Genomic DNA, 23,973 nt, shown 5'->3' on the forward strand with positions numbered 1-23,973 from the left:
AGACGGTCGAGCGCTCGTTTGCCGATGCCAAGCAGCTTCACGGGCATCGCTATGCCCGCTTTCGAAGTCTCACCCGCGTCGCATGCCAGTGCCTGCTGGCTGCAGCCGCCCAAAACATCAAGAAGATCGCCATGGCGCTCACCAAGCCACCCAGACCAGCCATNGCATGAGGGCCAGAGGCCGCCAACTTCGCCCCGCCTCAGAACCCAACTAAAACAACCAACGTCCAAAAAACAAACCCGCCGAAAATATCGACGGGTTTGTCAGCAGTCTGTGGCCCGGTGAAAACCGGGCCTCTTTTTATTCTGCAATAATCTTGACGCGGTCGCCGGGAGAGACAGCGGCGCCGGTCGGCAGGGCATTGATAAGCTTGAAGAGATCGAGCTTTCGATCCGTGCCCATCATCCGCGAAGCAAGCGTCGTGATGTTCTCGCCCGGCCGTACCTTGACGACCCGGACCCGCAGAGGCTTCAGGGAAGCCGTTTCATCCGGGGTCATGCGGCGGAAGCTTGCCCGCAAGACGTCGGCCGTCTGCTGCAAGACCGGGCTTCCCTTCGGGACGGCCGTCAGGAACCGGAAAATCTGCGCATTGTTGCGGATCACCGTGACGTCGAAATCCCAACGATCTGCACTCGCGCGTGCCGTTGCGGCCTCCATACCGTTGACCGTGATCTGCTGAATGGTCGACGGATCGAGACCGGTAACCCAGCCGCTCGAGATATAGTTGGTCAGGCTTTGGTTCTGGTTATCGGCAACACCATCGAAGCGGATTGCGATGTCGCCCGGACCGGTCGCCATAACCGCCTCGACCTTGTTGTCGATCTTGAAATCGGGAGGTACGTCGAAGCGAATGCCAAGCCCGCCATGCAGGAAGGTCTGGCCGCGGACATAGCCTTCCTCCGGGCTGTCGCCGTAGAGCAGGCCATCGATCCCATCGAGATAATAGTCCCTGCCCGTATCGCCAACCTTGCCTTCCTGGCCGAAGGCACGTGCATGATCGCGCGCGAGTTCGATGCGCTGCGCAGAGTTCGGGTGGCTGGAGAGGAAGTCGAGGCTCTGATCCGCCTCAGGATCGACCGACATGAAACGACTATAGGCGGCCATGGAGTCCAGGAACCGCGCAGCGGCATAGGGATCATAGCCTGCTTCACCAAGCATACGGACGCCGATCACGTCGGCCTGCAATTCCTGCTGCCGCGAGAAAGCAGCCAATCGGAGCTTGCCGCGCGCCAGAGCCTGCTTGCCGGCAATATCGCTCGACAGCACCTCGGCAACGACGCGGCTGGCAATGACTTCCGCCTCCTCGCGCTTCTGCCGTTCGATGCCGTGGTTTGCCGTAACGTGGCCCATCTCATGCGAGAGAACGGCAGCGACCTCGGATGCATCGTTGGCGAGCGCCAGCAGACCGCGTGTCACATAGAGATAACCGCCCGGCAGAGCGAATGCGTTGATAGCCGGGGAGTTCAGGATGGTGATGCGATAGGACTGGCTCGGGTTCTCGGAGACGGCTGTCAGCGCGCCCGTGATCCGGGCGACCAGGCGCTCGGTCTTTGCGTCCTTGTACTCGCCTCCATAGCTCGCAACGATGCGCGGATGTTCGCGCGCACCCATGGCCGCGCGCGGATCGTTCTTCTGGACTTCATCGACGATCTGCGGATTGGAGGACGGCGCAACGCTTGGCTGATAGGACTGCTCGAGAATGGACTGACAACCGTACAGCGCCATGCTCGTCGCACAGACGACCGAGGCTCGTCGCACCAGACGGCACGCAGACGAGAGCACATCACTGGAAGGCGCGGGGAATTTCCACGTCGGCATACTGTCCAGTCTGGCTCTCCAAGTCATCTTGCGTGTCAACCGGTCCGCTTCCGCGACCCGGCCGGTCTCATCGTGATTCAACAGGCGTCCGTCCCCGCTCTTGCACTGCACAATCGGGGACACAAGTCTTTGCTGTAACTGATTTCCGCATCGGTTGCATAGCGAGACTCTAAGTAAATGTGGCGCCGTTGTATTTTAGCAAGCCTAACGTGCTTTGAGTTTCCTCGGTCGCCTCAAATTATGGCGAAAGTGCCGTTGCGACTGCCAGATTCGTCAACTGCGGAGAAATTGAGTCAATCCTGGATGGTCCGCTCGGCCCAGAAATTCGTCAATTGGAGCCGCCACGACAATCCTGCCGTCTTCAAGGAAAAGACCGAAGTCTGCGATGCGTTTGACCTCGTCCGGATCGTGCGAGACGACGACGACGGTATTGCCGGTTTCACGATGCATGTCGAGCAGCAGCGCCGCCATTCCGTTTCGCAGACCGGGGTCGAGGGCCGCGAAGGGCTCGTCCAGCAGCAGCACCGGCCGGTTGCGAACAAGCGCGCGTGCAAAGGCTACCCGCTGCCGTTCCCCGCCGGAGAGCGTCCCTGGCATCCGCCGCTCGAAACCGGCGAGCCCCACCTTTTCAAGCGAAGACGAGATGGTTCGGCAATCTGCGGTCGTGAGTTTCAACGACGGGCTAATGCCAAGGCCGATGTTGGTAAAGATATCGAGGTGCGCGAACAGATTGTTGTCCTGGAAGACCAGGGAGACCGGCCGCTGCGCCGGGTAAACCTCGGTCACATCTTTTCCGGCGATCAGGATCCGCCCCTTGAGAGCCGTGTCGAAGCCGGCAAGCAGATTGAGGAAGGTTGACTTGCCGGCCCCGGACGTCCCCGTCACGGCAATCACGGCACCGGTGGGAAGCCGGCAATCAAACTGAAAATTCTGATTGCCGAGCTGAAGACCGACCTGCTGCATCTCGATCGCGAACTCAGGATCAACCATGGACGGCAACCTCTCGGCGCGCTGGGCCCATCGTACCGGCGATCGTGAGCAACAGGCAAACGACACCAAGGATCAACGCCAGCCCATCGGCATCGTTCGTCCGATAGCTGCTCATGCGGCTATAGACGAGCCATGGCAGGGTGACGAAGCTGTCCGAACCGAACAGCGCAACCGCGCCCAGATCGCCGAGCGACAGCGCCATCGCGAACGAAAATGCCGTAAGCATCGGCTTGAACAGAGCCGGCGTGTCGATGAGGCGCAGACGTGCCCAACCTGTGACACCGAGGCTCGCCGCAAGCTTCTGCGTCCGATGCTTGTGGACGATGAAAGCCGGTTCAAGGACGCGCATCACAAAGGGCAGCGACATCAACGCGTTGATGGCGACAATCAGCACCGGAGCGACGGCGCTCGCGTTACCGAGATTTCTCAAGGCAATGAACCAACCGGTCGCAAGGACGATTGTCGGCACGAGCAACACCAGCGACGACGCGCCGCCCATGGCGGCAAAAAGAAACCTCCTGCCGAAGGCCCCTGAACCCCGGAGAAGCGCCGTGCGGCGCGCGCTCACCAACGTCATCGAAATCAGCAAAGCGAGAGCAGACGCCGAAATCGAGATAGCCAGACTGGTCGCAGCCGATTGCCAGAAGATGGGCTCGCGCAAGAGCTTCATCAGATCGGACCGCAGGCCGGCCAGGACCACGGACATTAAAGGGAGCGCTAGAAACAGCGTGGCAAGCAGCAGGACGCCACCATCCACAAGCCGCGCGCCCGGCAGTCGCCCATCCGGACGCCTGACGGGCTTGCCAACTGTCATCCCCTCATCCTTTGGAGCGGGAAGAAGCGACAGGGCTCCGAGGATCATTGATGTAAGTACGATCTGAAGCAGGGAAAGCGTAACAGCCCGGCCAGGGTCGAAATCGAAGCGCAGGGACTGGTAGATGGCAACCTCGACCGTCGTTGCCGCAGGGCCTCCGCCCAATGTCAGCACAAGCGTGAAGCTAGTGGCGCACAGCATGAAGATTAGGCCGGCGATACCGGGGATGACCGAACGCAGGACCGGCCATTCGATGAAGCGAAAAGTCGATAGGGGGCGCATGCCCAAGCCACTCGCCATCAGCCAGTATTCCGATGGGACGCGCTCCAGTGCGGCCAGCATCAGGCGCGCCGCCAGAGGCATGTTGAAGAAGACATGCGCCAGCAGGATCCCCGAGAGCCCGTATATGCTGACCGGTTCCGCCAGGCCGAACTTAAGCAGCGCCGAGTTCATGATGCCCTGCCGCCCCCAGATACCGATCAATCCGAGCGCCCCGATCAGAACAGGAAGCCCCATCGGCACGGCCATCAGCCTGATAATCCAGATACGGCCGGGGAAATGCCGTTGACGCGCCAGGGCTTGCGCGACCGGAATGGCAAAAACGATGGAGAGCGCGGTGGAGAGCACGGCCTGCAACAGCGTGAAACGCAATATCCGCAGGATGTACGGTTCAAACACGGTCGCAAGAATCGACGAACCACCGCTCGAGAGAAGCAAGGCAAGGACCGCAAGGCCGACGAAAGCGATAATGCCGGCGAGGCTCGCAGCCCCGCCGAGCATCGCCCGTCGCATCTCGGCCTTGGTCAAGAGCATCAGTTCATGCTCATGGCAGCCAGCCACTCGTCGATCCAGGCTTTGCGATTCTCGGCAACTTCATCCGAGCTCATCAGAAAGGTCTTTGACGGATTCACGAGCTTGCCGAACGCATCCGGCAACGGCTGCGATGTCGCCGAAACCGGCATCATCCAGTTGTTGGTCGGAATGGTGTCCTGGAAGCCCGGCGTCACCATGAATTTCAGGAAATCGCGCGCAAGCTCCTTGTCGGGCGCATTTTTCAGCAGTCCGGCCACTTCGATCTGTATGTAATGGCCTTCTGAAAATGCAGCCGCCTGGTAGCGGTCCGTATTCTCCGCGACCATGTGATAGGCAGGCGACGTCGTGTAGGAAAGCACCATCGGTGCTTCCCCCTTGGTGAACAGCCCATAGGCCTCTGACCAACCGGGCGTTACCGTCAACACCCGCTTCTTGAGTTTTGCCCAGGCCTCCGGCGCCTTGTCGCCGTAGACGGATTTTACCCACAACAGGAGACCGAGCCCGGGCGTCGAGGTGCGTGGGTCCTCGATGACGATCTTCTGCGAAGGGTCGCCTTCGACCAGATCCTTCATGCTTTGCGGAGGGTTCTTGATCGTCTGCGTGTCGTAGATGACAGCGAAGTGGCCATAGTCGTACGGCACGAATACATCGTCCTTGTAGCCGCCCGGCACCTTGAGCCCGCCGACATCGATGCCGCTCGCATCGAACAGGCCGGTCGCCTTCGCTTCCGTGGTCAGGTTGGTATCCAGGCCAAGCACGACATCTGCCTTCGTGCCGGCGCCTTCGAGCTTAAGACGCGACAGCAGTGCCACACCATCCGCCACGCTGACGAAACTGACGTTGCAGCCGCAGGTCTTCTCGAATGCTTCCTTGACCTTCGGCCCCGGACCCCATTCGGATGTGAAGCTTTCATAGGTGTAGACGGTAAGCGTCTTGCCTGCCGCCTGTGCACCGGCGCCGGCCAGGCCGGTAGTCGCGATGAAGATCGTGGCAAGCAACGAACGGCTCGGGAATTTGAATTTGAACATGGCACCTCTCCTCTGGTTTGCTTGAAGGGGAAAAGGGCGGTGCCAGATGTCACGCGTCTAATCCCTCCGCCGGTGTTAGCCGGATCAGGTTCCGCGGGTTGGCTTTCAGCCTCTCAGCCGCGCGCCTTATGGCACGGGCACCCCGTTAGAGCGCTTGAGATGTATCGCCACGCTTGGCGTCTTGCAAGAGGCGGCCTTAGGCCGCCATCGGCATTTACTCGGCGGCTTCGGCCCTTGCCGCCGGCCGCACCTCTACCACGCGGGGCAACTGCGTCGGTTTCAGCATCAAGGCGGCACAAAGGCCGATGAGAGCGATCGCGCAGGATGCCATGAAAAGCGGCGTGAACGCGCTGGCATAGGCGTCGGCGACGGCTTGACGCGCCTGTTCCGGCAACGCCGCCAGCATCCTTGGCGTCAGTTGCTCGATATCGGTCACGCCGGGAATGGAGAGTCCGGTCTTGCCGAGCTGCGAGCCGATGATCGCGCCATAAACGGAGATGGCGATCGATGCGCCGCCCATGCGCGACAGCGTCACCGATCCCGTTGCGGCGCCGACGTCGCGCGCCGGAGCGGCATTCTGGACGCCGATGACCGGGACCTGCTGTGCAAGGCCGACGCCAAAACCGTGGAGAGCCATCACCGCTCCGATCACCATGACCGGTGTTCCGACATGAACCTGAGTGAGCAGCGCAAACGCGATGGCACTGCAGGTCAGGCTTGCGATCGCGAAGGGCTTGTAGCGCCCGGTGATGGAGATGATGCGACCGGCCGACAGCGACCCGCAGACGATGCCGCCAGTCAGAAGAATGAAGAACGCTCCGGCCGCCGACGGCGAGAGGCCGGTCGTCGTCTGCAGGTACAACGCGAAATAATTGACCATGCCGATGCCGATCGCACCGCTCATGATCGACATGATCAGCAACAGGCTGAACGTCGAATTGCGAAACAGTGACAGGGGAACGATCGGCTCGGCGGCGCGACGCTCGACGAAGATCCAACCGATCGCCGCCGCTACACCGAGCGCCATGATCGCCAGGCTTTGAGGAGCAACAAGCGAGCCGAAAACCTGAGAGCCATCGGCGGCAAGAACGATGCTAGCCGTCGTCAAGGCGAGCAGCAGGGCGCCGGCGTAATCGATCTTCGGACGGCGGTTGGGCTTCCGATAGGGCAGCATCAAGGCCAGACCGACAAGGACGACGAAACCGATCGGAACATTGACGAGGAAAATCGAGCGCCAGCCGAAGAGATCGCTCATTGCCCCGCCAAGGACGGGTCCGATAGCGCCCGACGCCATCAGAACGAGGCTGGAATAGCTCTGGTAACGCGCCCGTTCGCGCGGTTCGAAGAGGTCTGCGTTGACGGCGAAGATCGACACCATGATGCCGCCGCCGCCAAGCCCCTGCAGCACGCGGGCCGCAATCAGCGTGTTCATGGATACCGCCAGTCCGCAAACGGCGGAACCGACCGTGAAAATCATGATCGCGGCCATCATCACATACTTGCGGCCGAAGAGGTCACCGAGCTTGCCGTAAAGCGGCATCACCGCGCTCACGGCGAGAAGATAGGCGGAGCCGACCCAGCTGAACCGCTCGAGGTGGCCGAACTCGCCGACGATTGTCGGCAAAGCCGTTGCAACGATCTGGTTGTCGAGTGTCGCCATGAACATGGCTGCCATCAGGAAAAGGAAGAGGATGAACCGCCGGCGGTGATCCGTCACAAGCGGCGCTGCGGCAATTTGAGTATCCATGAAGCGTCGTTCCAAATTGGAGAGTGGCCATTTATGTGCTGTTAGCATATATTTGTCAACGTCACTTGATTGACATTGGCATATTCTCAATTGACGCCTGAGATGCTATGTTACCGCAATGAACGAGAGCTTGACGAATCCGACCGAGACTGACGCCGAGACGCATGAGCCGGACATCCTGCGCATTGGGCAAAGCATGACCCGTATGCGTCTCATGACCGGGCGGAGACTGATCGGTCGGCTCGCGATCCAAAGTGTCGCACCGGGCCTCGAGCTGTCACACCTCGACGTGCTGGACACTGTGCGGCGTGCACATGAGGCTGGCGACGTAACGGTTGGGACGATTGCCGAGATGATGCGGATCGACCCCTCGCGCGCAAGCCGCATCGTCGCTGAAATGGTGGGGCGGAATATTCTGCGGCGAAAGGCATCTCAGGCGGATGCGCGGCGGATCATCGTCGTGATGACGCCGCTCGGGCAGAGGTTGCTGTCGGAAATACGCGCGCAGAAGCTCGCATTCGTTTCCGAAGTGGTCAAAGACTGGAAGCCGGAAGAGATCGAGGCGTTCGGAGAGCTATTCGAGAAGTTCATTTCCGGCTTCGAAAGTGTTTTTGAGGCTCGCGTCAAGGATATCGCTGACGAAGCCTGAGCGGCGGCCCTTTCCCTTCCCCCCTGGTTTGCGCTATGGGCAGTGCCCATGAGCCAATCCACCTTCACCATTCTGCTTGGCGGCGAGTTGCAGATAACCGACCGCTTGCGACATGCCATCTCGGGCAGCCGTTTCATAGCCGCCGATGGTGGCATGCGTCATGCGGCAACACTCGGCGTCGTTCCGGAATTGTGGGTCGGCGATTTCGATTCCACGCCGGCGCATCTCGAAGGCGCTTTTCCTGACGTCCCCAGGCAACCTTATCCCGCTGCCAAAGCCTCAACCGACGGCGAGATTGCGGTTACGGAAGCGGTCGCCCGCGGCGCGAAACGCCTCGTCTTGGCCGGCGCCCTTGCAGGCGAACGTTCCGACCATGCCATTCAGCACCTGCTCTATTCCGTCAGCCTGGCGGAGCAGGGTTATGACGTACTTCTGACGTCTGGCAGCGAAGAGGCTGTGCCGCTGATTTCAGGCGCAATCGAACTGGACCTGCCACCAGGCAGTCTCTTTTCGGTGCCTGGCTTCAGCGAACTTCGCGGCCTGACAATCGAAAACGCGCGCTACCCGCTTGCCGACTTCCATTTGCCCTTCGGCTCGTCACGCACCATTTCCAATGTCGCGAAAGGCAAAGTGCGCTTTTCGCTCGAGAGCGGCCGCGCCATTGTGCTCGCCCGCCCCTATGATCTTTCCGGAGTCTGATCTTTGGCGCCTCCCATTCTGAAACTCGACGACGTCTTTCTCAGCTTCGGCGGCACGCCATTGCTTGCCGGCGCCGCCCTGCAGGTGGAGCCCGGAGACAAGATCTGTCTCGTCGGCCGCAACGGCTCCGGGAAGTCGACGTTGCTGAAGATTGCTGCCGGTCTCGTCGAAGCACAGTCGGGAGAGGTCTTCCGCCACCCCTCCTCGACCGTGCGTTATCTCGAACAGGCTCCCGATTTCACCGGATTCAAGACGGTGCAGGCCTATGCCGAAGCCGGCCTCGGCCCGGGTGACGATCATTATCGCGTCACCTATCTCCTCTCGCATCTCGGCCTCACCGGTGAGGAAGATCCACAAAACCTCTCGGGCGGAGAAGCCCGCCGCGCTGCCCTCGCCCGCGTACTCGCGCCAGAACCCGACATCCTGCTCCTCGATGAGCCGACCAACCATCTCGACCTGCCGACCATCGAATGGCTGGAAGGCGAACTGCAGAAGAGCCGCAGTGCGCTCGTCCTGATCTCCCACGACCGCCGTTTCCTGGAGAAGGTTTCAACGGCAACAGTCTGGCTCGACCGCGGCGCATCGCGGCGGCTCGACAGGGGTTTTGCCCATTTCGAAGCCTGGCGTGACCAGGTTCTGGAGGCGGAAGAGCTCGAGCAGCACAAGCTCGGCAAGGCGATCGAGCGCGAAGAGCATTGGCTGCGCTACGGCGTCACGGCCCGGCGCAAGCGCAACATGCGCCGGCTTGGCGAACTGCAGACCATGCGTACTCAGTATCGCGGCCACAAAGGTCCGCAGGGCACCGTGCAGGCAACGGTTTCCGATGCGCAGGAGTCCGGCAAGCTCGTCATCGAAGCCGAGAAGATCACGAAGACCTTCGGCGACCGGCCGATCGTCACTCCCTTTTCCATCCGCGTGCATCGCGGTGATTGCATCGGTCTCGTCGGCCCGAACGGCGCCGGCAAAACCACGCTGTTGAAGATGCTGACCGGGCAGCTCTTGCCGGACAGCGGCACGGTCAAGCTCGGGACCAATCTGGAAATCGCGACGCTGGATCAGAAGCGCGAAGACCTCAATCCGGAAGAGACGCTCGCCCATTACCTGACCGATGGCCGCGGCGAGAACCTCCTCGTCAACGGCGAGCAGCGGCACGTGACCGGCTATATGAAGGAGTTCCTGTTCCAGCCCGAGCAGGCACGCACGCCGATCAGGAACCTTTCAGGCGGCGAGCGCGCACGGCTGATGCTGGCCCGCATCATGTCGCGCCCGGCGAATCTGTTGATCCTCGACGAGCCGACCAACGACCTTGATATCGAGACGCTGGATCTGCTGCAGGAAATCGTCGCCGGCTTCCCCGGCACCGTGATTCTCGTCAGCCACGACCGCGATTTCCTCGACCGCACGGTGACGTCGACAATCGCGCCGGCTGTGCCGGATGCACCTGACGGTCGCTGGATCGAGTATGCCGGCGGCTATTCGGACATGCTGGCACAACGAAAGGGCGCTATCGACGAGCGACGGAAGGCCGAAAAGGCGGCCGAACGAGCGAAGCCGCAGGAGGCAGCCGCTTCCGCCGAAACGGCAAAAGGAAAAGGCAAGCTTTCCTACAAGCAGAAGTTCGCGCTCGAAAATCTTCCGAAGGAAATGGCCAAGGCGGAAGCCGAAATCGCCAAGCGCGAAGAGCGGATGGCAGATCCCAGCCTGTTCAGCAAAGACCCCACCACGTTCAATCGCCTAGCGGCCGAGATGGAGAAATTCCGCGACAGCCTGACGAAGATGGAGGAGGAATGGCTGGAGCTTGAGATGCTGCGGGAGGAGTTGGAGGGCTGAGACAGCACACCCTCCCATTCCGCCCCATCTGTTGCTGGGCAATCTGGCTTCACTTTTCATTGATTCGTCAGCCTTCGACCGGCGGGACTAAGCTGCGCCCCGTAGCCGCAGTTCGTACGACGGCAAGGATGCAGATCATGCCACACAATCTCAACGCATTGACCGGGCTCGTCTGGGCCGCGGGTTTCCTCACTATGGCGTCACACGGCGCGCTTGCCCAGGAGGCGCAACGCGTGCGCGGTGCGATCGAAAGCCTGAACGGCAACACGCTGGTGGTGAAAACGCGAGAGGGCACCGAGCAGACGGTAAAATTGAAGCCGGATTGGAAGGTCCGCGGCATCAGGAAGGCTTCCGTGGAAGACATCAAGCCAGGGGATTTCGTTGGCGTCGCCTCGTTGCCGAAAGCCGATGGCGGCGATGGTGCTCTAGAAGTGCTGATCTTTCCAGCAGCCATGAAAGGCACCGGAGAAGGCAGTCGCCCCTGGGACCTGAAGCCGAACAGCACGATGACCAACGCAACCGTGGCTAAGGCCGTCAAGGCAGTCGACGGCCACACCATCACGCTCACCTATCAGGGCAAGGAAAAGACGATATCCATTGCCGACGATACACCCATCGTTACCATCGCGCCTGCGGGAAAGAAGGATCTTGTCGCAGGAGCGCGCGTGATCGTAATGGGTGAAAAAGCTGCGGACGGCACTGTGTCCTCGGCGAATGTCACGGTCGGCACAAACGGCGCCGTACCGCCGATGTAAGTGATCAGAGTGCTGGTGCCGGCGCGTTCGGCGCCTTTGCCACGACCTTCATCTCAGGCTTCGCGTGCAGCGCTTCAAGATGCAGAACGCGTGGCTTGAAAGTCTCGACGTATGTGTCTGACCGACCGATGTAGATCATCGTTGCCTCAGGCATGGAAGCGAGGACCTGCATCATCGTCGATTGCCATTCCGGCTCCATGCCCTCCAGCACTTCGTCGAATACAATCCATTTCGGCCGCACGAGAAGCAGGCGAGCGAAACCGATCGCCCGCTGCTCGTCTGAGTCAAGCAGCTTGTCCCAGCGGGCTCGGGTATCAAGCCGGGAAACCAGATTTTGGAGACCTGCCTTTTCCAGCGCCGTAACGACATCGGCATTCTGATAGGCGTCCACGGGTTCCGGAAACGCCAATGCTTCGCGAAGGGTACCACCCGGAATGTAGGCCGATTGCGGGACGAAAAGCATGTCGTCCGTGGGCGGCAAGCCGATCTTGCCGCCGCCGCACGGCCAAAGCTCGGAAAGCGCAAGGAAGAGCAATTTGCGATTCACGTTGTGGTCGCCGTTGATCATGACCTTTTCGCCGGCCTTGATCGTCACCGCGCCTTCGTGCATGCGGAAACCACCGCACTGGTCGATGTCCTCACCGATCTTGGCGGCGATCCGGACATGCTCCAGCGTCAGGTTTCCGGAAGGGTTCCGTTCGTACTTGATCGTTCCCTTCATATTGATCTCGTCATTCATGCTGGTGAGCGCCTGCCGGAAATCGGTGACGCGCATCAGGGTGGCGCGCCATTCGGCGATGGGACCGAAATTCGCGACATACCAGCGAAGGGCCGTGTTGACCTGGTTGAAGGCGCCCACGGACACCATCAGCTGGCCAAACGTCAGGCCGCCGGAGAAGTAGGCGGGTGCGGCAACAATGATCGGGATGACAACGACGAGCCAACCGTAGCCGGCCGATACCCAGGTGAGGTTGACGTTGGCCATCGCCACCCGCTTGATGACGGCAAGCACCGCACTGATGTCGGTGTCGATACGTTTCTGCTCATTCTCCTCGCCGCGTGCCACGGTAATCGCCGGCATGTTCTCGTTGGCATGCATCAGCGCGAAGCGAAGCTCTGCTTCCTTCGAGAAACGATCCGCATTGAGCTTTACAAGCTTGCGGCCCACCAGTTGGCTGAGAATCGATGCGGACGCCGCATAAAAGATCGCAGCCCAAACCATATAGCCCGGAATGGAAAAGGAATGCGTGCCGAAACGGAAGATAAAGCCGCTTGAGAGATCCCACAGAACGCCGATGAAACTGATCAGCAGGATCGTCGCCTGCACCAGCCCGATCATCAGGCTCGTGGTGCTTTCCGCGAGGTTGCGGGCGTCTTCGTGCAAGCGCTGATCGGGATTGACGCCGATGAGGCCGCTGGCCGAAAGCCGAAGCGCACGCTTGCGCTGAAGCCACTGGTTGACAAGATCACGCGTCAGGCCTTCGCGCATGTAGACCGCGGTCATCTGATTGAGCCAGGCCTGCACGACGTTGAGCAGCAGCAGCATGCCGGCGATCAACGCGAAGACCTTCAACTGATGGAAGAAGCCGGGCAGATCACGCCGCGCGATGCTGTCGTAAAATGGCGCGTTCCACTGGTTGAGAATGACGGTGGCATAGGCGGTCGCAAGAATGATGGCGATCAGCGCAGTAGCGATCACCAAGACCCTTCCCCGCACGGGCGAATGCCAGAAAGCCGAGAACATGACCCTCAAGCGATAGCCCAGGCTCAGGTCGTATCCTACTCTGTCCTGCCCTTGAATGCTTGGCCTGCCTTTGAGGTCATCTGCCATTACGCGTCCCTAGTCGTCATTCTACTTCAATAAACGTGGTGATTCGCTGTGTCCACCAACAGATTCTAGCAACCTTTAACGTGTGAGTGACTTCGCATCGACCCCACTCTTCGTATGAGCAATTGATTCGCAGCCCGACTGGCGCTATTTAAGGCACTCCGTGGTGATTTGGCCGGCCGGCTTGCAGCCACGTTAAAGAAGTTGCTAAAGGGCCGCGTGCGGACCGATAGCGATATATTCGTTTCTTTGATCGAGTGACCGCAATGCCCATCAAGATCCCCGATACCTTGCCTGCGTTTGAAACCCTGGTTCAGGAAGGCGTACGCGTGATGACCGAGACGGCGGCAATCCGTCAGGACATCCGGCCGCTGCAGATCGGGCTTCTCAACCTCATGCCCAACAAGATCAAGACGGAATTGCAAATGGCCCGCCTGGTCGGCGCTTCGCCGCTGCAGGTGGAGCTTTCGCTCATCCGCGTGGGCAACCATAAAGCAAAGAACACCTCGGAAGACCATCTTCTCGCCTTCTACCAGACGTGGGAGGAAGTGAAGGACCGCAAGTTCGACGGCTTCATCACAACAGGCGCGCCGATCGAGACACTGCCCTACGAGGACGTGAACTATTGGGGTGAAATGCAGCAGATTTTCGACTGGACGGAAACCAACGTCCATTCGTCGATGAACGTCTGCTGGGGCGCGATGGCCGCGATCTATCATTTCCACGGCGTTCCGAAGTACGAACTCAAGGAGAAGGCCTTCGGTGTCTACCGACACCGGAATCTGAAGCCGTCGTCGGTCTACCTGAACGGTTTCTCCGACAATTTCGAAGTGCCCGTGTCGCGCTGGACCGAGGTTCGCCGCAGCGACATCGAAAAGTCACCAGACCTGGAGATCCTGATGGAATCCAGCGAAATGGGCGTCTGCCTGGTGCATGAACGCAAGGGCAAGCGGCTCTATATGTTCAATCATGTGGAGTACGATTCAACGTCGCTCTCGGACGAGTACTTCCGCGACGTGAATGCCGGCGTGCCGATCAAGATGCCGCACAACTATTTCCCGCACAACGATCCGTCGCTGGCGCCGCAAAATCGCTGGCGCAGCCACGCGCACCTGTTGTTCGGCAACTGGATCAACGAGATCTACCAGACGACACCTTACGATCTCAACGACATCGGCAAGGGCAACTGACAGAAGCCGATGCTAAGCGGCCGCGCCTAGTCTGACTGTGCTTCTTTTTTACGACACCCGTTGCGGTTTGCGGCAAATGGGGGCAGGTTCCCTGCCTCAATTAAAGATATATCTGGATGGTCGCTATGGCGGAAATGTTGAAACGGGAAGTTTTTGGGCAAACCCAGTCGGGCGAGACTGTCTTTCGTGTCGAGATCAAGGGTGGCGGGCTGACCGCCAAGATCATCACCTGGGGCGCCGTCATTCAGGATCTCCGCCTTGACGGTCACGATGCGCCGCTGCTGCTTGGCTTCGACGATTTTGACAGCTACCCCGCCCACTCCTCTTACTTTGGAGCGACGCCTGGGCGCTGCGCAAACCGCATCGGCGGCGGCAAGTTCACCTTGGATGGCAAGAACTATCAACTCGATCTCAACGAGAAGGGCGTTACCCATCTTCACGGCGGCAAGGACAACATCGCCAAGCGGAACTGGACAATCGTCGAGCATGATGCCGACCGCGTCGTGTTGAAGATCGTCGATCCCGACGGTCGCGGCGGCTATCCGGGCAACTGCACCATCCAGGCGACGTACCGGGTACACGGCAACGGCGAATTTTCCGTGACCTACGAATCGACGAGCGATCAACCGACGATCGCTAACGTCTGCCAGCATGCCTATTTCAACCTCGACGGCCGCGACGATGCGCTCGGCCACGACATCATGATTGCAGCCGACGGCTACCTCGTGACGAATGAGTTGCAGATCCCGACCGGAGAGGTACGGCCCATCGCCGGAACGGTTTTCGACTTCCGCGAGATGTCGCCCATGAAGCGGTTCGACGGTAGCGAACAGGCACTCTACGATCACAATTTCTGCCTCTCCACCGAACGCACCGCAAAGCGCTCCGTCGCGCTTGCCCGCAGCCTGAACTCAGGCGTTTCGCTGGAAGTTCGCACCACGGAGCCCGGCGTACAGTTCTACGCCGGCTTCAAACTCGACGTGCCTGTGCCAGGCCTCGATGGACGCAAGTATGGTCCCTTCGCCGGCTTCTGCCTGGAAACACAGATCTGGCCGGATGCGATCAACCACGAGGGCTTCCCCGATGCCGTTTTGCGCCCGGGTGAAGTGTTGCGTCAGGAAACGGATTACATTTTCTCGAAGAGCTAACGCTCTCGCCTTGTTCTCGAATGAGCCAACCCTCGCAGGCTTCCTGCGGGGGTTTTTTTTGCGCGTCATTTCTTGCTTGCGATTGGTTCTAAATAGGTTCTATTATTGCGAGATGGATAGAACCAGTCTGATAGCGGAACTGAACAGCCGTGGCCTGCGCGACGAGGCGTTGACCGGGCCGCTTTACAAGCGGCTGGCACAGGCGCTGACCGGTTTGATCCAGGAAGGGTTGCTGAAGCCCGGAACGGCGCTTCCCGGCGAGCGCGATCTGGCCGAAGCCTTGAAGGTCGGGCGTGTCACCGTTCGGACCGCCTATCGCGACCTGATGAATTCAGGCACGCTCGAGTCGCGGCACGGAAGCGGCACCTTCGTTTCCGCCAAGGTCGAGCGAATGGAACAGTCGCTGTGGCGGCTCTCGTCGTTTTCTGCCGACATGCGCTCGCGCGGTCGCGCTCCGGCCGCAAGGATCTTGTCTCGGACGGTCAACACGCCATCTCCGGAAGAGGCGTTCCTGCTTGGCCTTGGGCTTGATGAACCGGTTCTTCGCCTCGATCGTCTGCGCCTTGCCGACGGGCTGCCGCTTGCCATCGAACGCGCTGTCGTGCCGATAAAGTTTCTCGGCGAAGGCGGTGGCGGCGAGGGATCTCTTTATGAAGCGCTCGCGGCGAACGGCCACCGTCCGGTCCGAGCGCTGCAGAGATTGACGGCGGTCACACTCGATCCGTCGTCGGCCGCTGCGCTTAACGTGAATGCCGGCGCGCCCGCACTGCTGATCGAACGTGTGTCGCGTCTGGAGGACCAGCGTGTCGTTGAATACACCCGCTCCCACTATCGTGGTGATGCATATGATTTTGTTGCGGAATTGAGAATCGGAGATGACCTATGAGTGAAAGCCCGTCGCTAATGTTGCAGGAAGCCGGCCAGTCGCCGGAGGTCGTCGCAACGCTGCTGCAGAAAGAAAGGCCCGTCCTCGACGAAATTGCAAAGCTGTTTGCATCGGGCGCTCCGAGCGTCGTGACGACCGCGGCGCGCGGCTCTTCGGACCACGCCGCGACCTTCTTCAAATACCTGTTCGAGATTACCTGTGGCGTGCCAGTCGCATCGGTTGGCCCTTCGATCGCCTCGGTCTACAGCGCATCGCTGCATCTGAAGGGTGGCATCCACTTCACAGTGTCGCAATCCGGCGCGAGCCCCGACATCGTTGCCTTGCAGGATGCGGCAAAACGCGGCGGCGCAACGACGATCGCTGTCGTCAACGTCACCGATAGTCCGCTTGCCAAGCAGGCCGACATCGTTCTCGGGCTCAATGCGGGCGCCGAAAAGAGCGTAGCTGCGACCAAGTCCTTCATCGCCTCGGTCGCCGCGCTTTCCGGTGTCACGGCCGCCATCAGCGGCAAGCGCGATCTGCATGCCTCCCTGGAAAAGCTGCCCGATGCCCTCCAGGCAACCAGCGGCATCGATACGAAGGCCGCAGAGGACGTCCTATTCAACGCCAGCTCACTCTACACCGCTGGTCGCGGTCCTGCCTTCGCCATCGCCCTTGAGGCAGCCTTGAAAGCCAAGGAGACGGCAGGCCTGCATGCAGAAGCCTTCTCCCTTGCCGAGCTGATGCATGGTCCGATGCGCCTTGTTCAGCCAGGCTTCCCGATCGTCGCCTTCACGCCGGATGATCCGGCCTTCGGCAATAACGTGCAGGCTCTGGAGCGACTGCAAAAGCTGGGCGCCACCACCGTGCCGTTCTCGGCCAAGCCGGTTTCCGGCATCAATGTCCAGGTGCCGACGACCGGCAGCGGATTGCTCGATCCCCTTGTTTCGCTGCTCGTCTACTACCGCCTGATCGAGTCGGTCACCCGTCGGAAAGGATTCGACCCCGACAAGCCGGCCAACCTGCTCAAGGTCACGGAGACGATGTGATGGTTCGCAAGATCTTCTCCGGCGCGCGGATCTTCGACGGTCAGCGCTTCCACGACGACAAGGCGCTCATTGTCTCGAACGGCCGTGTCGAGGCGATTGCGGCGGCAGGCGACCTTCCTGACGGTGAGCACACGCGCTTTGAAGGCGGCGTGCTTTCCGCAGGTTTCATCGATGCGCAAGTGAACGGCGGTGGCGGCCGGATGCTCAACGACGAGCCGTCGCCAGCCTCCATGTACATGATTGCTGAAGGTCATCGCCCTTACGGAACGACTGCATTGCTGCCGACGCTGATCACCGATACCGCGGAGGCGACAGCAGCAGCAATCGAGGCAGCCAAGGAAGCCGTCAAGTCGAACCGCGGCGTGGCGGGTCTGCACCTCGAGGGCCCGCATCTGGCGCCTGCCCGCAAGGGAGCACACCTTGCCGAGCTCATGCGCCCGGTCGAAGACAGGGACGTGAAGGCGTTCATTGTGGCCAAGGAGGCGATCGGCACGCTGCTGGTAACGATGGCGGCCGAACAGGTCACGTCGAAACAGGTGCGCGAACTCAGCGAAGCCGGCGTCACCGTCAGCATCGGTCATTCCGATTGCTCCAGCGAGGCGGCAGAGGTACGGTTCGATGCCGGCGCACGTGGCGTCACCCATCTTTTCAACGCCATGAGCCAGCTTGGCCACCGGGCGCCCGGTCTGGTCGGTGCGGCCATCGATCACCCCTCGGTCTGGTGCGGCATCATCGCCGACGGCCATCATGTCGATCCGAAGGCGCTTCGAACCGCGCTTCGTGCCAAGCGGGGCGAGGGCAAGCTCTTTTTCGTCACCGACGCGATGTCGCTGGTTGGATCGGAGCAAGACTCTTTCACGTTGAACGGTCGTACGGTTCGGCGCGAAAGGGGCGGGTTCTGCTCGAAGCTGGTTCTTTCCGATGGCACGCTCGCGGGCTCCGATGTCGATATGGCGTCCACCATCCGCTACGGGATTACCTATCTGGAACTGACTCTCGCCGAGGCCCTTCGCATGGCGACGCTCTACCCGGCGCGCTTCCTCCGCCTTGACGACCGCGGCCACCTGTCACCGGGCGCCCGGGCCGACCTGGTGCATCTCACCGACGCCCTGGAGGTCACACGGACCTTCATCAGCGGTGAAGCCGCCTAGAAAGCGAGGATGTGATGACCGCGATCACCGATGCTTATTTCTCCAATCTGATTGGCCGGCTCGAGGCTTTGAAGACGGAACTCGCCGAGCCCATGGCTTTGGCGGCCAAAGCGATCCTGGAAGCCGCCCGCAACGACCAGCGGGTCTATGTGTTCGGCACCGGGCACTCGCATATGCTGGCGGAAGAGCTCCACTATCGAGCAGGCGGCCTCGCCTTGACGATCCCGGTCCTCGTCGGCTCCGCAATGCTGCACGAAGGCGCCGTAATCAGTTCCGTTTACGAGCGTACGCAAGGATTGGTGCGGCCGGTACTGGAGCGCTATGGGATGCAGCCCGGCGACGTCATCATCATCGCATCGAACTCCGGCGTGAATGCAGCGCCGATCGAAGCTGCCGATTATGGCCACGAAATCGGCGCCAAGGTGATCGCCATCACGTCGGTCTCCTATTCGAGTGCGATTGCAAACGGCCGGCGGCGGCTGGCCGACATCGCCGATATCGTACTGGACAACGGTCTTCCCCCTGGCGATGCCGTGATAGCGCTCCCGGGCACGGAGCTAAAAGTCGGGCCGGTTTCCACGGCGATCGGTGCAACGGTCCTCAACGCGATCTTCGCAGAGGTTGCTTCGGAGCTGGCGAAGAGCGGCGACGCACCGATCTATCTCAGCGCCAACATGCCGGGCGCGGCAGCGGTGAACCAGCGGCTGGTGTCAAAATACCGACCGCGCAATCCGCACCTCTAGGAGAGCGCGGCGCCCGATTGTCAACGCCACGCCGACAGTCGGTCGCCAAAGTTCAATCTACCGGACCGTGCGAGTGAGGCGCATATTTCTTTCAAGAACAGCGGCAAGCTACGTCCCGCCGACTTGGAAAGGAACGGTCCCATGACGCAGATTATCTTGAATTCCGCGGTCGCCATCCTGATTGCGGCTGCATTCGTGACAACGGCCGCTGCCGCTCTTCGCGGCGAAGATCGCGCAATGCAAAAGGTGCCGGTCAGGGCTAAGGCAAGGCGTCACCCAAAGGGCTGAAAGACAGCCTAATAATTCCTCAAATCCGCCCCAATATCGACACCGGTTTGAACGACCAATGGGCCGTGGGGAATTCGGAGTGCAGGGCATGACCAGAATTATCGGCGCAGCCGCAATATTGACGATCGCCATGGCGACCTATGCGGCATACTTGAATCCGTACGATACGCATAGCCAGCAAGGCCGCTATTCGCAGCAGATCGAGAGCCACGATAACGGCCTTACAGCCTCCATCCGCTAAACGAACAACTGGCCGCCATTGGCGCTGAGCGTCGATCCGGTAATGAAACCCGCATCATCGGAAACCAGGAAGACGACGCAGCGGGCAACCTCTTCAGGCTCGCCCAAGCGGCCGACCGGAATCTGCGGAATAATCCGTTCATTGAGGACTTTCTCGGGAACTGCGAGAACCATTTCCGTCCCGATATAGCCCGGGCAGATCGCATTCACGGTGATGTTCTTGGCTGCACCCTCCTGCGCAAGTGCCTTGGTGAAGCCGAGGTCGCCGGCCTTGGCCGCCGAATAGTTCGCCTGCCCCATCTGCCCCTTCTGGCCGTTGATCGAAGAGATGTTGACAATCCGCCCGTAGCTTCGGTCGCGCATGCCACCCCAGACCTGGTGCGTCATGTTGAAGAGTCCGGTGAGGTTGGTGTTGACGACCTCGTGCCACTGTTGCGGCGTCATCTTGTGGAACATTGCGTCCCGGGTGATTCCGGCGTTGTTGACAAGGACGTCGACCGGACCCAGTTCAGCCTCTACCTTCGCGATGCCCTCACCGCATGATGCATAGTCGGAAACATCCCATTTGAAGACGGGAATGCCTGTCCTGCTGTGAAAGGCGTTCGCCTTCTCGTCGTTGCCCGCGTAGTTGGCGGCAACTGCATAGCCTGCATTCTTCAGTGCGACGGAAATCGCGGCGCCAATGCCGCGGGTACCACCAGTGACAACAGCCACCCTGCTCATGTTCAGCTCCCTCATTTGAAGGCCCCGCTATCCTGCGGGGCTCAGGTTATGGTTGGATTGCCTGCTGTTCAAAGAGCTTCAAAGCACATCGCGACGCCCATGCCGCCACCGATGCACAACGTCGCCAATCCCTTCTTGGCGCCACGGCGCTTCATCTCGAAGAGGAGCGTGTTGAGCACCCGCGCGCCGGACGCGCCGATTGGGTGACCGATCGCGATCGCGCCACCGTTGACGTTGACGATCGAAGGATCCCAGCCGAGGTCCTTGTTGACCGCGCATGCTTGCGCGGCAAAGGCTTCGTTTGCTTCGACCAGATCGAGATCGCCGACAGACCAACCCGCCTTTTCCAGCGCCTTGCGCGACGCTGGGATCGGTCCGGTTCCCATGACCTGCGGATCAACGCCTGCCGTAGCCCAGGAAACAATGCGGACGAGCGGCTGGATACCACGACGGGAGGCTTCGGCCTCGGTCATCAGCACGGCCGCGGCGGCACCATCGTTCAGGCCGGAGGCATTCGCCGCGGTCACCGTGCCTTCCTTGTCGAAGGCAGGACGCAGCTTGGCCATCGATTCGAACGTCGCACCATGACGGATGTACTCGTCGGCATCGACAGTGACGTCGCCCTTTCGTGTCTGGATAACGTACGGAATGATTTCATCGGCGAAGCGACCCGCCTTTTGCGCGGCTTCCGCCTTGTTCTGCGACGCGACGGCAAAGCGGTCCTGCTCCTCGCGGGAGAGCTGCCACTGGCGGGCAATGTTCTCGGCGGTGATGCCCATGTGATAGCCGTAGAAGGCGTCCGTCAGGCCGTCCTTGATCATGGTGTCGACCATCTTCATGTCGCCCATTTTGACGCCGCCGCGCAGATGCGCAGCATGCGGCGCCATCGACATCGACTCCTGACCGCCGGCGACGATGATCTTTGCGTCACCGAGCGCGATCTGCTGCATGCCGAGCGCCACCGCCCGAAGACCGGAGCCACAGAGCTGGTTGACGCCCCATGCTGTCGCCTCCTTGGGAACGCCCGCCTTCATGGCGGCCTGGCGGGCCGGGTTCTGGCCTTCGCCAGCCGGAAGAACTTGGCCGAGAATGACCTCATCGACTTCGCTGGCATCGACGCCTGCACGCTCCAGCGCACCTTTGACCGCGGCCGCACCCAGTTCATGGGCCGGAACGGTGGCGAACGCGCCATTAAATGAGCCAACGGCTGTGCGGCCTGCACTAGCGATGACGATGGATGAACTCGACATGACGATCTCCTGTTAACTCCATCAGATACAGAGGAAACTGACAAAGCTTCAGCGCCAAGTCAAACGACAAGACGCTAACATTCAATTTTAGGCACTGCTTACGCTGGGGCAAATTATCTCTGCTGCAAAAGGGGTTGCCGCATCGCACAAAGAGATTGTCACTGGGCTTCGTTTGCGTCTACATTCCTCCGTGGAGGAATTTCCATAACAATCAGACGGGCTTCGGGAGACTGATATGGCGAAGAATGACGGGCAGATCGTAATCAAGAAATACGCCAATCGCCGCCTCTACAACACAGGCACCAGCACTTACGTAACGTTGGAAGACCTGGCGGAGATGGTAAAGAAGGGGGAGGATTTTACGGTCCAGGATGCAAAGAGCGGGGACGACATTACCCACTCGGTACTGACACAAATCATTTTCGAACAGGAATCCAAGACGGGCAACACGCTCCTGCCGATCTCGTTCCTCCGCCAGCTGATTACCTATTACGGCGACCAGATGCAGATGGTCGTTCCGAGCTTCCTGGAACACTCCATGCGCGCCTTTACCGAACAGCAGGCGCAGATGCGCGAGCAGGTCACGCGCGCTTTCGGCGAAACGCCGATCGGCAAGAACCTGCAACTGCCGATGCAGCTGGTCGAAGACCAGGTCCGTCGCAATACCGAGATGTTCCAGCAGGCCATGCAGATGTTTTCACCGTTCATGACGCCGCCGGCCAAGGAGAGCCGCAAGGCGGAAGCAAAGGACATCGACGAGCTGAAGGAACAGCTGCGCGCCCTTCAGAACAAACTCGATAGTCTCTAAGCGTCAGAGCCCGATCGAAACATCGCGCCTGGCGGTGCGAATAGATACGGCAAAGCCGCCAATCACATCGATCAACACAATCGTCATCAGGATGAAGAAAACCTGGGTGGCCGCATCCTGGACGAGGAGAAACTCGACCAGGAAGGCAATAAAGACGAGCATCGACAATATGTGATTGGTAAGGCTGCCGTCATTGCGGGTCGCCTTCAATATTTCGAAGAACAGAACTGCAAGCGCGATGACGATGAAGAGGTCGCCGAGCGACATGCTCCACATGGCCCCCGAAATCATCGACAAAACGATGACATCGTTTTCGAGCGATGGAAGCCCGCCGCCGCCCATCAAGCCCAGCATCGACATATTGTAGAGAATGAACGGAATAACCATCAGCGGCACAGCATTGAACATGTGGCAAATCTCCCCCAGCGAGAGAATAGTGCCGTAAATCGCCGCGTGACTTCAAGCCATCCAAAGAATGTATTTGTCGTCGGAAAAAGCAAAAGGCCGGCACATGGCCGACCTCGCAAGTCTTACTCAGACAGAGCGCAAATGTATTATGCGCTTTCCTTCGGCGTCAGAACCTGACGGCCGCGATACATACCGGTCTTCAGATCGATATGGTGCGGACGGCGCAGTTCGCCGGAGTTCTTGTCTTCAACGTAGGTCGCAGCCTTCAGCGCGTCGGCAGAGCGGCGCATACCGCGCTTGGACGGGCTCGTTTTTCTCTTCGGTACAGCCATTTCTCTTACTCCACTTCACGGGCAAACACATCCTACGGCCAGACTGGCGGCCGAAACGACGTATCGCGATTTCGGAAATTTTGCGCGCTTATACATGCCTTGAGGGGCCTTGACCAGTCCCCAAGCTTATTTTTTGAGATTCCTGCGATTCAAGGGTCAGACCTCGTCTTCCTCGACAATCCAGGGCTCGGATCGCGCCGCCTCTTCCCACTTTTTCCAGGCCGGATGCGCCTTGATGGCTGCAATATAACTGAGCGTGTCGCCGGCAGATACCAGGTCGTATACATCGAAACGACTGACAACTGGCGCGAACATCGCGTCGGCGCCTGAAAAACCGCCAAAAAGGAACGGCCCGCCGGAGTGGGCGCGCAGGTCGCGCCAGATCGTCTCGATGCGGGCGACATCGGCCATGACCCCATCAGCAAGCGCGATCTTACCCTTCGGCCGCCGGATATTCATCGGGCAGGCGCTCCGCAGGGCTCCGAAACCCGCAAGCATTTCCATGGAAACAGCGCGCGCGACCGCTCGCTTCCCACGCTCCCTTGGCCATAGCCCGGCTTCCGGGAAGAGCTCGGCAACATATTCGATGATCGCCAGTGACTGCCAGACACGAACCTCGCCGTGCAGAAGCACAGGAACCTGCCCCGTTGGCGAGAACTCCCTGAAGCGAGGATTGCCGGCGGGAAAATCGAAGGGAACCAGCACCTCCTCGAAGGGAATGCCGGCGGCCGTCATGGCGATCCATGGCCGAAGCGACCAGGACGAATAGTTCTTGTTGCCGATATAGAGCGTGAGCTTGTCCATGAA

Annotated in this window: 25 protein-coding genes and 2 riboswitches; of the genes, 14 read left to right on the forward strand and 11 right to left on the reverse strand. The window is 60.2% G+C overall.

The genetic code is table 11. The features are described 5' to 3' along the window. On the forward strand, window positions 1–170 hold a 170-nt coding region (locus tag AF71_RS29120; protein ID WP_210258431.1), incomplete at its 5' end, for a transposase. Window positions 171–300: 130 nt separating this feature from the next. Here the strand turns inward: AF71_RS29120 and AF71_RS29125 are convergent. From AF71_RS29125 to AF71_RS29145, 5 genes are all read right to left on the reverse strand, one after another. Next, the gene (locus tag AF71_RS29125) at window positions 301–1,845 is read right to left on the reverse strand and encodes a M48 family metalloprotease (RefSeq protein ID WP_026371606.1); all 1,545 of its coding nucleotides are present in this window, start codon (window positions 1,843–1,845) and stop codon (window positions 301–303) included. A gap of 246 nt (window positions 1,846–2,091) precedes the next feature. Then, window positions 2,092–2,808, reverse strand: a complete 717-nt coding sequence (locus tag AF71_RS29130) for an ATP-binding cassette domain-containing protein (protein WP_018855888.1) — start codon at window positions 2,806–2,808, stop codon at window positions 2,092–2,094. Then, on the reverse strand, window positions 2,801–4,435 hold the full coding sequence (gene thiP / locus AF71_RS29135) for a thiamine/thiamine pyrophosphate ABC transporter permease ThiP (protein WP_169684196.1): 1,635 nt from the start codon (window positions 4,433–4,435) through the stop codon (window positions 2,801–2,803). The genes AF71_RS29130 and thiP overlap by 8 nt, the downstream gene beginning before the upstream one ends. Continuing rightward, window positions 4,435–5,463 carry a thiamine ABC transporter substrate binding subunit gene (gene thiB, locus AF71_RS29140; protein WP_113469699.1) on the reverse strand — a complete coding sequence of 343 codons (1,029 nt, stop codon included), beginning with the start codon at window positions 5,461–5,463 and terminating at the stop codon, window positions 4,435–4,437. The genes thiP and thiB overlap by 1 nt, the downstream gene beginning before the upstream one ends. A 44-nt stretch (window positions 5,464–5,507) precedes the next feature. Continuing rightward, a riboswitch (TPP riboswitch) is annotated at window positions 5,508–5,618 on the reverse strand. Between the two features lie 59 nt (window positions 5,619–5,677). Beyond that, a complete protein-coding gene (locus AF71_RS29145; RefSeq protein WP_169684185.1) occupies window positions 5,678–7,210 on the reverse strand; it encodes an MDR family MFS transporter in 1,533 nt (510 codons plus the stop codon). A gap of 118 nt (window positions 7,211–7,328) precedes the next feature. On the opposite strand from AF71_RS29145, the gene AF71_RS29150 reads away from it, so the two are divergent. From AF71_RS29150 to AF71_RS29165, 4 genes are all read left to right on the forward strand, one after another. Continuing rightward, window positions 7,329–7,859, forward strand: a complete 531-nt coding sequence (locus tag AF71_RS29150; RefSeq protein ID WP_169684186.1) for a MarR family transcriptional regulator — start codon at window positions 7,329–7,331, stop codon at window positions 7,857–7,859. Window positions 7,860–7,907: 48 nt separating this feature from the next. Beyond that, complete coding sequence (locus tag AF71_RS29155) at window positions 7,908–8,558, forward strand: thiamine diphosphokinase (RefSeq protein WP_169684187.1); 651 nt, start codon at window positions 7,908–7,910, stop codon at window positions 8,556–8,558. Window positions 8,559–8,561: 3 nt separating this feature from the next. After that, a complete protein-coding gene (locus AF71_RS29160) occupies window positions 8,562–10,388 on the forward strand; it encodes an ABC-F family ATP-binding cassette domain-containing protein (RefSeq protein WP_169684188.1) in 1,827 nt (608 codons plus the stop codon). A gap of 194 nt (window positions 10,389–10,582) precedes the next feature. Then, window positions 10,583–11,143: a DUF5666 domain-containing protein gene (locus tag AF71_RS29165; protein WP_245267918.1), complete on the forward strand. Its 561-nt coding sequence runs from the start codon at window positions 10,583–10,585 to the stop codon at window positions 11,141–11,143. 4 nt (window positions 11,144–11,147) lie between these two features. On the opposite strand, the gene AF71_RS29170 is transcribed toward AF71_RS29165, so the two are convergent. Then, a complete protein-coding gene (locus tag AF71_RS29170) occupies window positions 11,148–12,974 on the reverse strand; it encodes an ABC transporter ATP-binding protein/permease (RefSeq protein ID WP_026371607.1) in 1,827 nt (608 codons plus the stop codon). 150 nt (window positions 12,975–13,124) lie between these two features. Next, window positions 13,125–13,202: riboswitch (SAM riboswitch) on the forward strand. A gap of 35 nt (window positions 13,203–13,237) precedes the next feature. On the opposite strand from AF71_RS29170, the gene metA reads away from it, so the two are divergent. From metA to AF71_RS29210, 8 genes are all read left to right on the forward strand, one after another. Beyond that, window positions 13,238–14,161: a homoserine O-succinyltransferase gene (gene metA, locus AF71_RS29175; RefSeq protein ID WP_018855897.1), complete on the forward strand. Its 924-nt coding sequence runs from the start codon at window positions 13,238–13,240 to the stop codon at window positions 14,159–14,161. A 125-nt stretch (window positions 14,162–14,286) separates the two neighbouring features. Further along, entirely contained in the window at window positions 14,287–15,309 is a 1,023-nt protein-coding gene (locus AF71_RS29180; protein ID WP_169684189.1) for an aldose epimerase family protein, read from the forward strand. A gap of 112 nt (window positions 15,310–15,421) precedes the next feature. Then, window positions 15,422–16,195, forward strand: a complete 774-nt coding sequence (locus tag AF71_RS29185) for a GntR family transcriptional regulator (RefSeq protein WP_018855899.1) — start codon at window positions 15,422–15,424, stop codon at window positions 16,193–16,195. Further along, window positions 16,192–17,223 (forward strand): SIS domain-containing protein, encoded by a 1,032-nt coding sequence (locus tag AF71_RS29190; RefSeq protein ID WP_026371608.1) that lies wholly within the window; start codon window positions 16,192–16,194, stop codon window positions 17,221–17,223. Before AF71_RS29185 ends, AF71_RS29190 begins: the two co-directional genes overlap by 4 nt. Further along, window positions 17,223–18,374, forward strand: coding sequence for an N-acetylglucosamine-6-phosphate deacetylase (nagA, locus tag AF71_RS29195; protein ID WP_018855901.1), 1,152 nt, complete (start codon window positions 17,223–17,225; stop codon window positions 18,372–18,374). The genes AF71_RS29190 and nagA overlap by 1 nt, the downstream gene beginning before the upstream one ends. A 14-nt stretch (window positions 18,375–18,388) precedes the next feature. Further along, a complete protein-coding gene (locus tag AF71_RS29200) occupies window positions 18,389–19,117 on the forward strand; it encodes an SIS domain-containing protein (RefSeq protein WP_169684190.1) in 729 nt (242 codons plus the stop codon). Window positions 19,118–19,258: 141 nt separating this feature from the next. After that, the gene (locus AF71_RS29205; protein WP_018855903.1) at window positions 19,259–19,405 is read left to right on the forward strand and encodes a hypothetical protein; all 147 of its coding nucleotides are present in this window, start codon (window positions 19,259–19,261) and stop codon (window positions 19,403–19,405) included. An 88-nt stretch (window positions 19,406–19,493) separates the two neighbouring features. After that, the gene (locus AF71_RS29210; protein WP_169684191.1) at window positions 19,494–19,646 is read left to right on the forward strand and encodes a hypothetical protein; all 153 of its coding nucleotides are present in this window, start codon (window positions 19,494–19,496) and stop codon (window positions 19,644–19,646) included. On the opposite strand, the gene AF71_RS29215 is transcribed toward AF71_RS29210, so the two are convergent. Together AF71_RS29215 and AF71_RS29220 are read right to left on the reverse strand one after the other, a co-directional pair. Further along, window positions 19,643–20,368: a beta-ketoacyl-ACP reductase gene (locus tag AF71_RS29215; RefSeq protein WP_018855905.1), complete on the reverse strand. Its 726-nt coding sequence runs from the start codon at window positions 20,366–20,368 to the stop codon at window positions 19,643–19,645. The genes AF71_RS29210 and AF71_RS29215 overlap by 4 nt on opposite strands. A 68-nt stretch (window positions 20,369–20,436) precedes the next feature. Continuing rightward, window positions 20,437–21,618, reverse strand: a complete 1,182-nt coding sequence (locus tag AF71_RS29220) for an acetyl-CoA C-acetyltransferase (protein ID WP_018855906.1) — start codon at window positions 21,616–21,618, stop codon at window positions 20,437–20,439. A 235-nt stretch (window positions 21,619–21,853) separates the two neighbouring features. Between AF71_RS29220 and phaR the strand changes: the two genes are divergently transcribed. Next, window positions 21,854–22,426: a polyhydroxyalkanoate synthesis repressor PhaR gene (gene phaR, locus AF71_RS29225; protein ID WP_018855907.1), complete on the forward strand. Its 573-nt coding sequence runs from the start codon at window positions 21,854–21,856 to the stop codon at window positions 22,424–22,426. Between the two features lie 3 nt (window positions 22,427–22,429). On the opposite strand, the gene AF71_RS29230 is transcribed toward phaR, so the two are convergent. The 3 genes from AF71_RS29230 to AF71_RS29240 form a co-directional block, all read right to left on the reverse strand. Next, a complete protein-coding gene (locus AF71_RS29230) occupies window positions 22,430–22,834 on the reverse strand; it encodes a hypothetical protein (protein WP_018855908.1) in 405 nt (134 codons plus the stop codon). 146 nt (window positions 22,835–22,980) lie between these two features. Further along, window positions 22,981–23,166 carry a 50S ribosomal protein L32 gene (gene rpmF / locus AF71_RS29235; RefSeq protein ID WP_016556742.1) on the reverse strand — a complete coding sequence of 62 codons (186 nt, stop codon included), beginning with the start codon at window positions 23,164–23,166 and terminating at the stop codon, window positions 22,981–22,983. Window positions 23,167–23,322: 156 nt separating this feature from the next. Continuing rightward, window positions 23,323–23,970 carry a glutathione S-transferase family protein gene (locus tag AF71_RS29240; RefSeq protein ID WP_169684192.1) on the reverse strand — a complete coding sequence of 216 codons (648 nt, stop codon included), beginning with the start codon at window positions 23,968–23,970 and terminating at the stop codon, window positions 23,323–23,325. Window positions 23,971–23,973 lie beyond the last annotated feature (3 nt).

It is taken from the genome of Rhizobium sp. 57MFTsu3.2, from assembly GCF_012932765.1.
In the GTDB taxonomy this organism is placed as follows: domain Bacteria; phylum Pseudomonadota; class Alphaproteobacteria; order Rhizobiales; family Rhizobiaceae; genus Rhizobium; species Rhizobium altiplani.

Coding starts and splice junctions, on each gene's coding strand:
- AF71_RS29125 (WP_026371606.1), bottom strand. CDS start 1,845: ATGACTTGGAGAGCCAGACTGGACAGTATGCCGACGTGGAAATTCCCC.
- AF71_RS29130 (WP_018855888.1), bottom strand. CDS start 2,808: ATGGTTGATCCTGAGTTCGCGATCGAGATGCAGCAGGTCGGTCTTCAG.
- thiP (WP_169684196.1), bottom strand. CDS start 4,435: ATGCTCTTGACCAAGGCCGAGATGCGACGGGCGATGCTCGGCGGGGCT.
- thiB (WP_113469699.1), bottom strand. CDS start 5,463: ATGTTCAAATTCAAATTCCCGAGCCGTTCGTTGCTTGCCACGATCTTC.
- AF71_RS29145 (WP_169684185.1), bottom strand. CDS start 7,210: ATGGATACTCAAATTGCCGCAGCGCCGCTTGTGACGGATCACCGCCGG.
- AF71_RS29150 (WP_169684186.1), top strand. CDS start 7,329: ATGAACGAGAGCTTGACGAATCCGACCGAGACTGACGCCGAGACGCAT.
- AF71_RS29155 (WP_169684187.1), top strand. CDS start 7,908: ATGAGCCAATCCACCTTCACCATTCTGCTTGGCGGCGAGTTGCAGATA.
- AF71_RS29165 (WP_245267918.1), top strand. CDS start 10,583: ATGGCGTCACACGGCGCGCTTGCCCAGGAGGCGCAACGCGTGCGCGGT.
- AF71_RS29170 (WP_026371607.1), bottom strand. CDS start 12,974: ATGGCAGATGACCTCAAAGGCAGGCCAAGCATTCAAGGGCAGGACAGA.
- metA (WP_018855897.1), top strand. CDS start 13,238: ATGCCCATCAAGATCCCCGATACCTTGCCTGCGTTTGAAACCCTGGTT.
- AF71_RS29180 (WP_169684189.1), top strand. CDS start 14,287: ATGGCGGAAATGTTGAAACGGGAAGTTTTTGGGCAAACCCAGTCGGGC.
- AF71_RS29185 (WP_018855899.1), top strand. CDS start 15,422: ATGGATAGAACCAGTCTGATAGCGGAACTGAACAGCCGTGGCCTGCGC.
- AF71_RS29190 (WP_026371608.1), top strand. CDS start 16,192: ATGAGTGAAAGCCCGTCGCTAATGTTGCAGGAAGCCGGCCAGTCGCCG.
- nagA (WP_018855901.1), top strand. CDS start 17,223: ATGGTTCGCAAGATCTTCTCCGGCGCGCGGATCTTCGACGGTCAGCGC.
- AF71_RS29200 (WP_169684190.1), top strand. CDS start 18,389: ATGACCGCGATCACCGATGCTTATTTCTCCAATCTGATTGGCCGGCTC.
- AF71_RS29205 (WP_018855903.1), top strand. CDS start 19,259: ATGACGCAGATTATCTTGAATTCCGCGGTCGCCATCCTGATTGCGGCT.
- AF71_RS29210 (WP_169684191.1), top strand. CDS start 19,494: ATGACCAGAATTATCGGCGCAGCCGCAATATTGACGATCGCCATGGCG.
- AF71_RS29215 (WP_018855905.1), bottom strand. CDS start 20,368: ATGAGCAGGGTGGCTGTTGTCACTGGTGGTACCCGCGGCATTGGCGCC.
- AF71_RS29220 (WP_018855906.1), bottom strand. CDS start 21,618: ATGTCGAGTTCATCCATCGTCATCGCTAGTGCAGGCCGCACAGCCGTT.
- phaR (WP_018855907.1), top strand. CDS start 21,854: ATGGCGAAGAATGACGGGCAGATCGTAATCAAGAAATACGCCAATCGC.
- AF71_RS29230 (WP_018855908.1), bottom strand. CDS start 22,834: ATGTTCAATGCTGTGCCGCTGATGGTTATTCCGTTCATTCTCTACAAT.
- rpmF (WP_016556742.1), bottom strand. CDS start 23,166: ATGGCTGTACCGAAGAGAAAAACGAGCCCGTCCAAGCGCGGTATGCGC.
- AF71_RS29240 (WP_169684192.1), bottom strand. CDS start 23,970: ATGGACAAGCTCACGCTCTATATCGGCAACAAGAACTATTCGTCCTGG.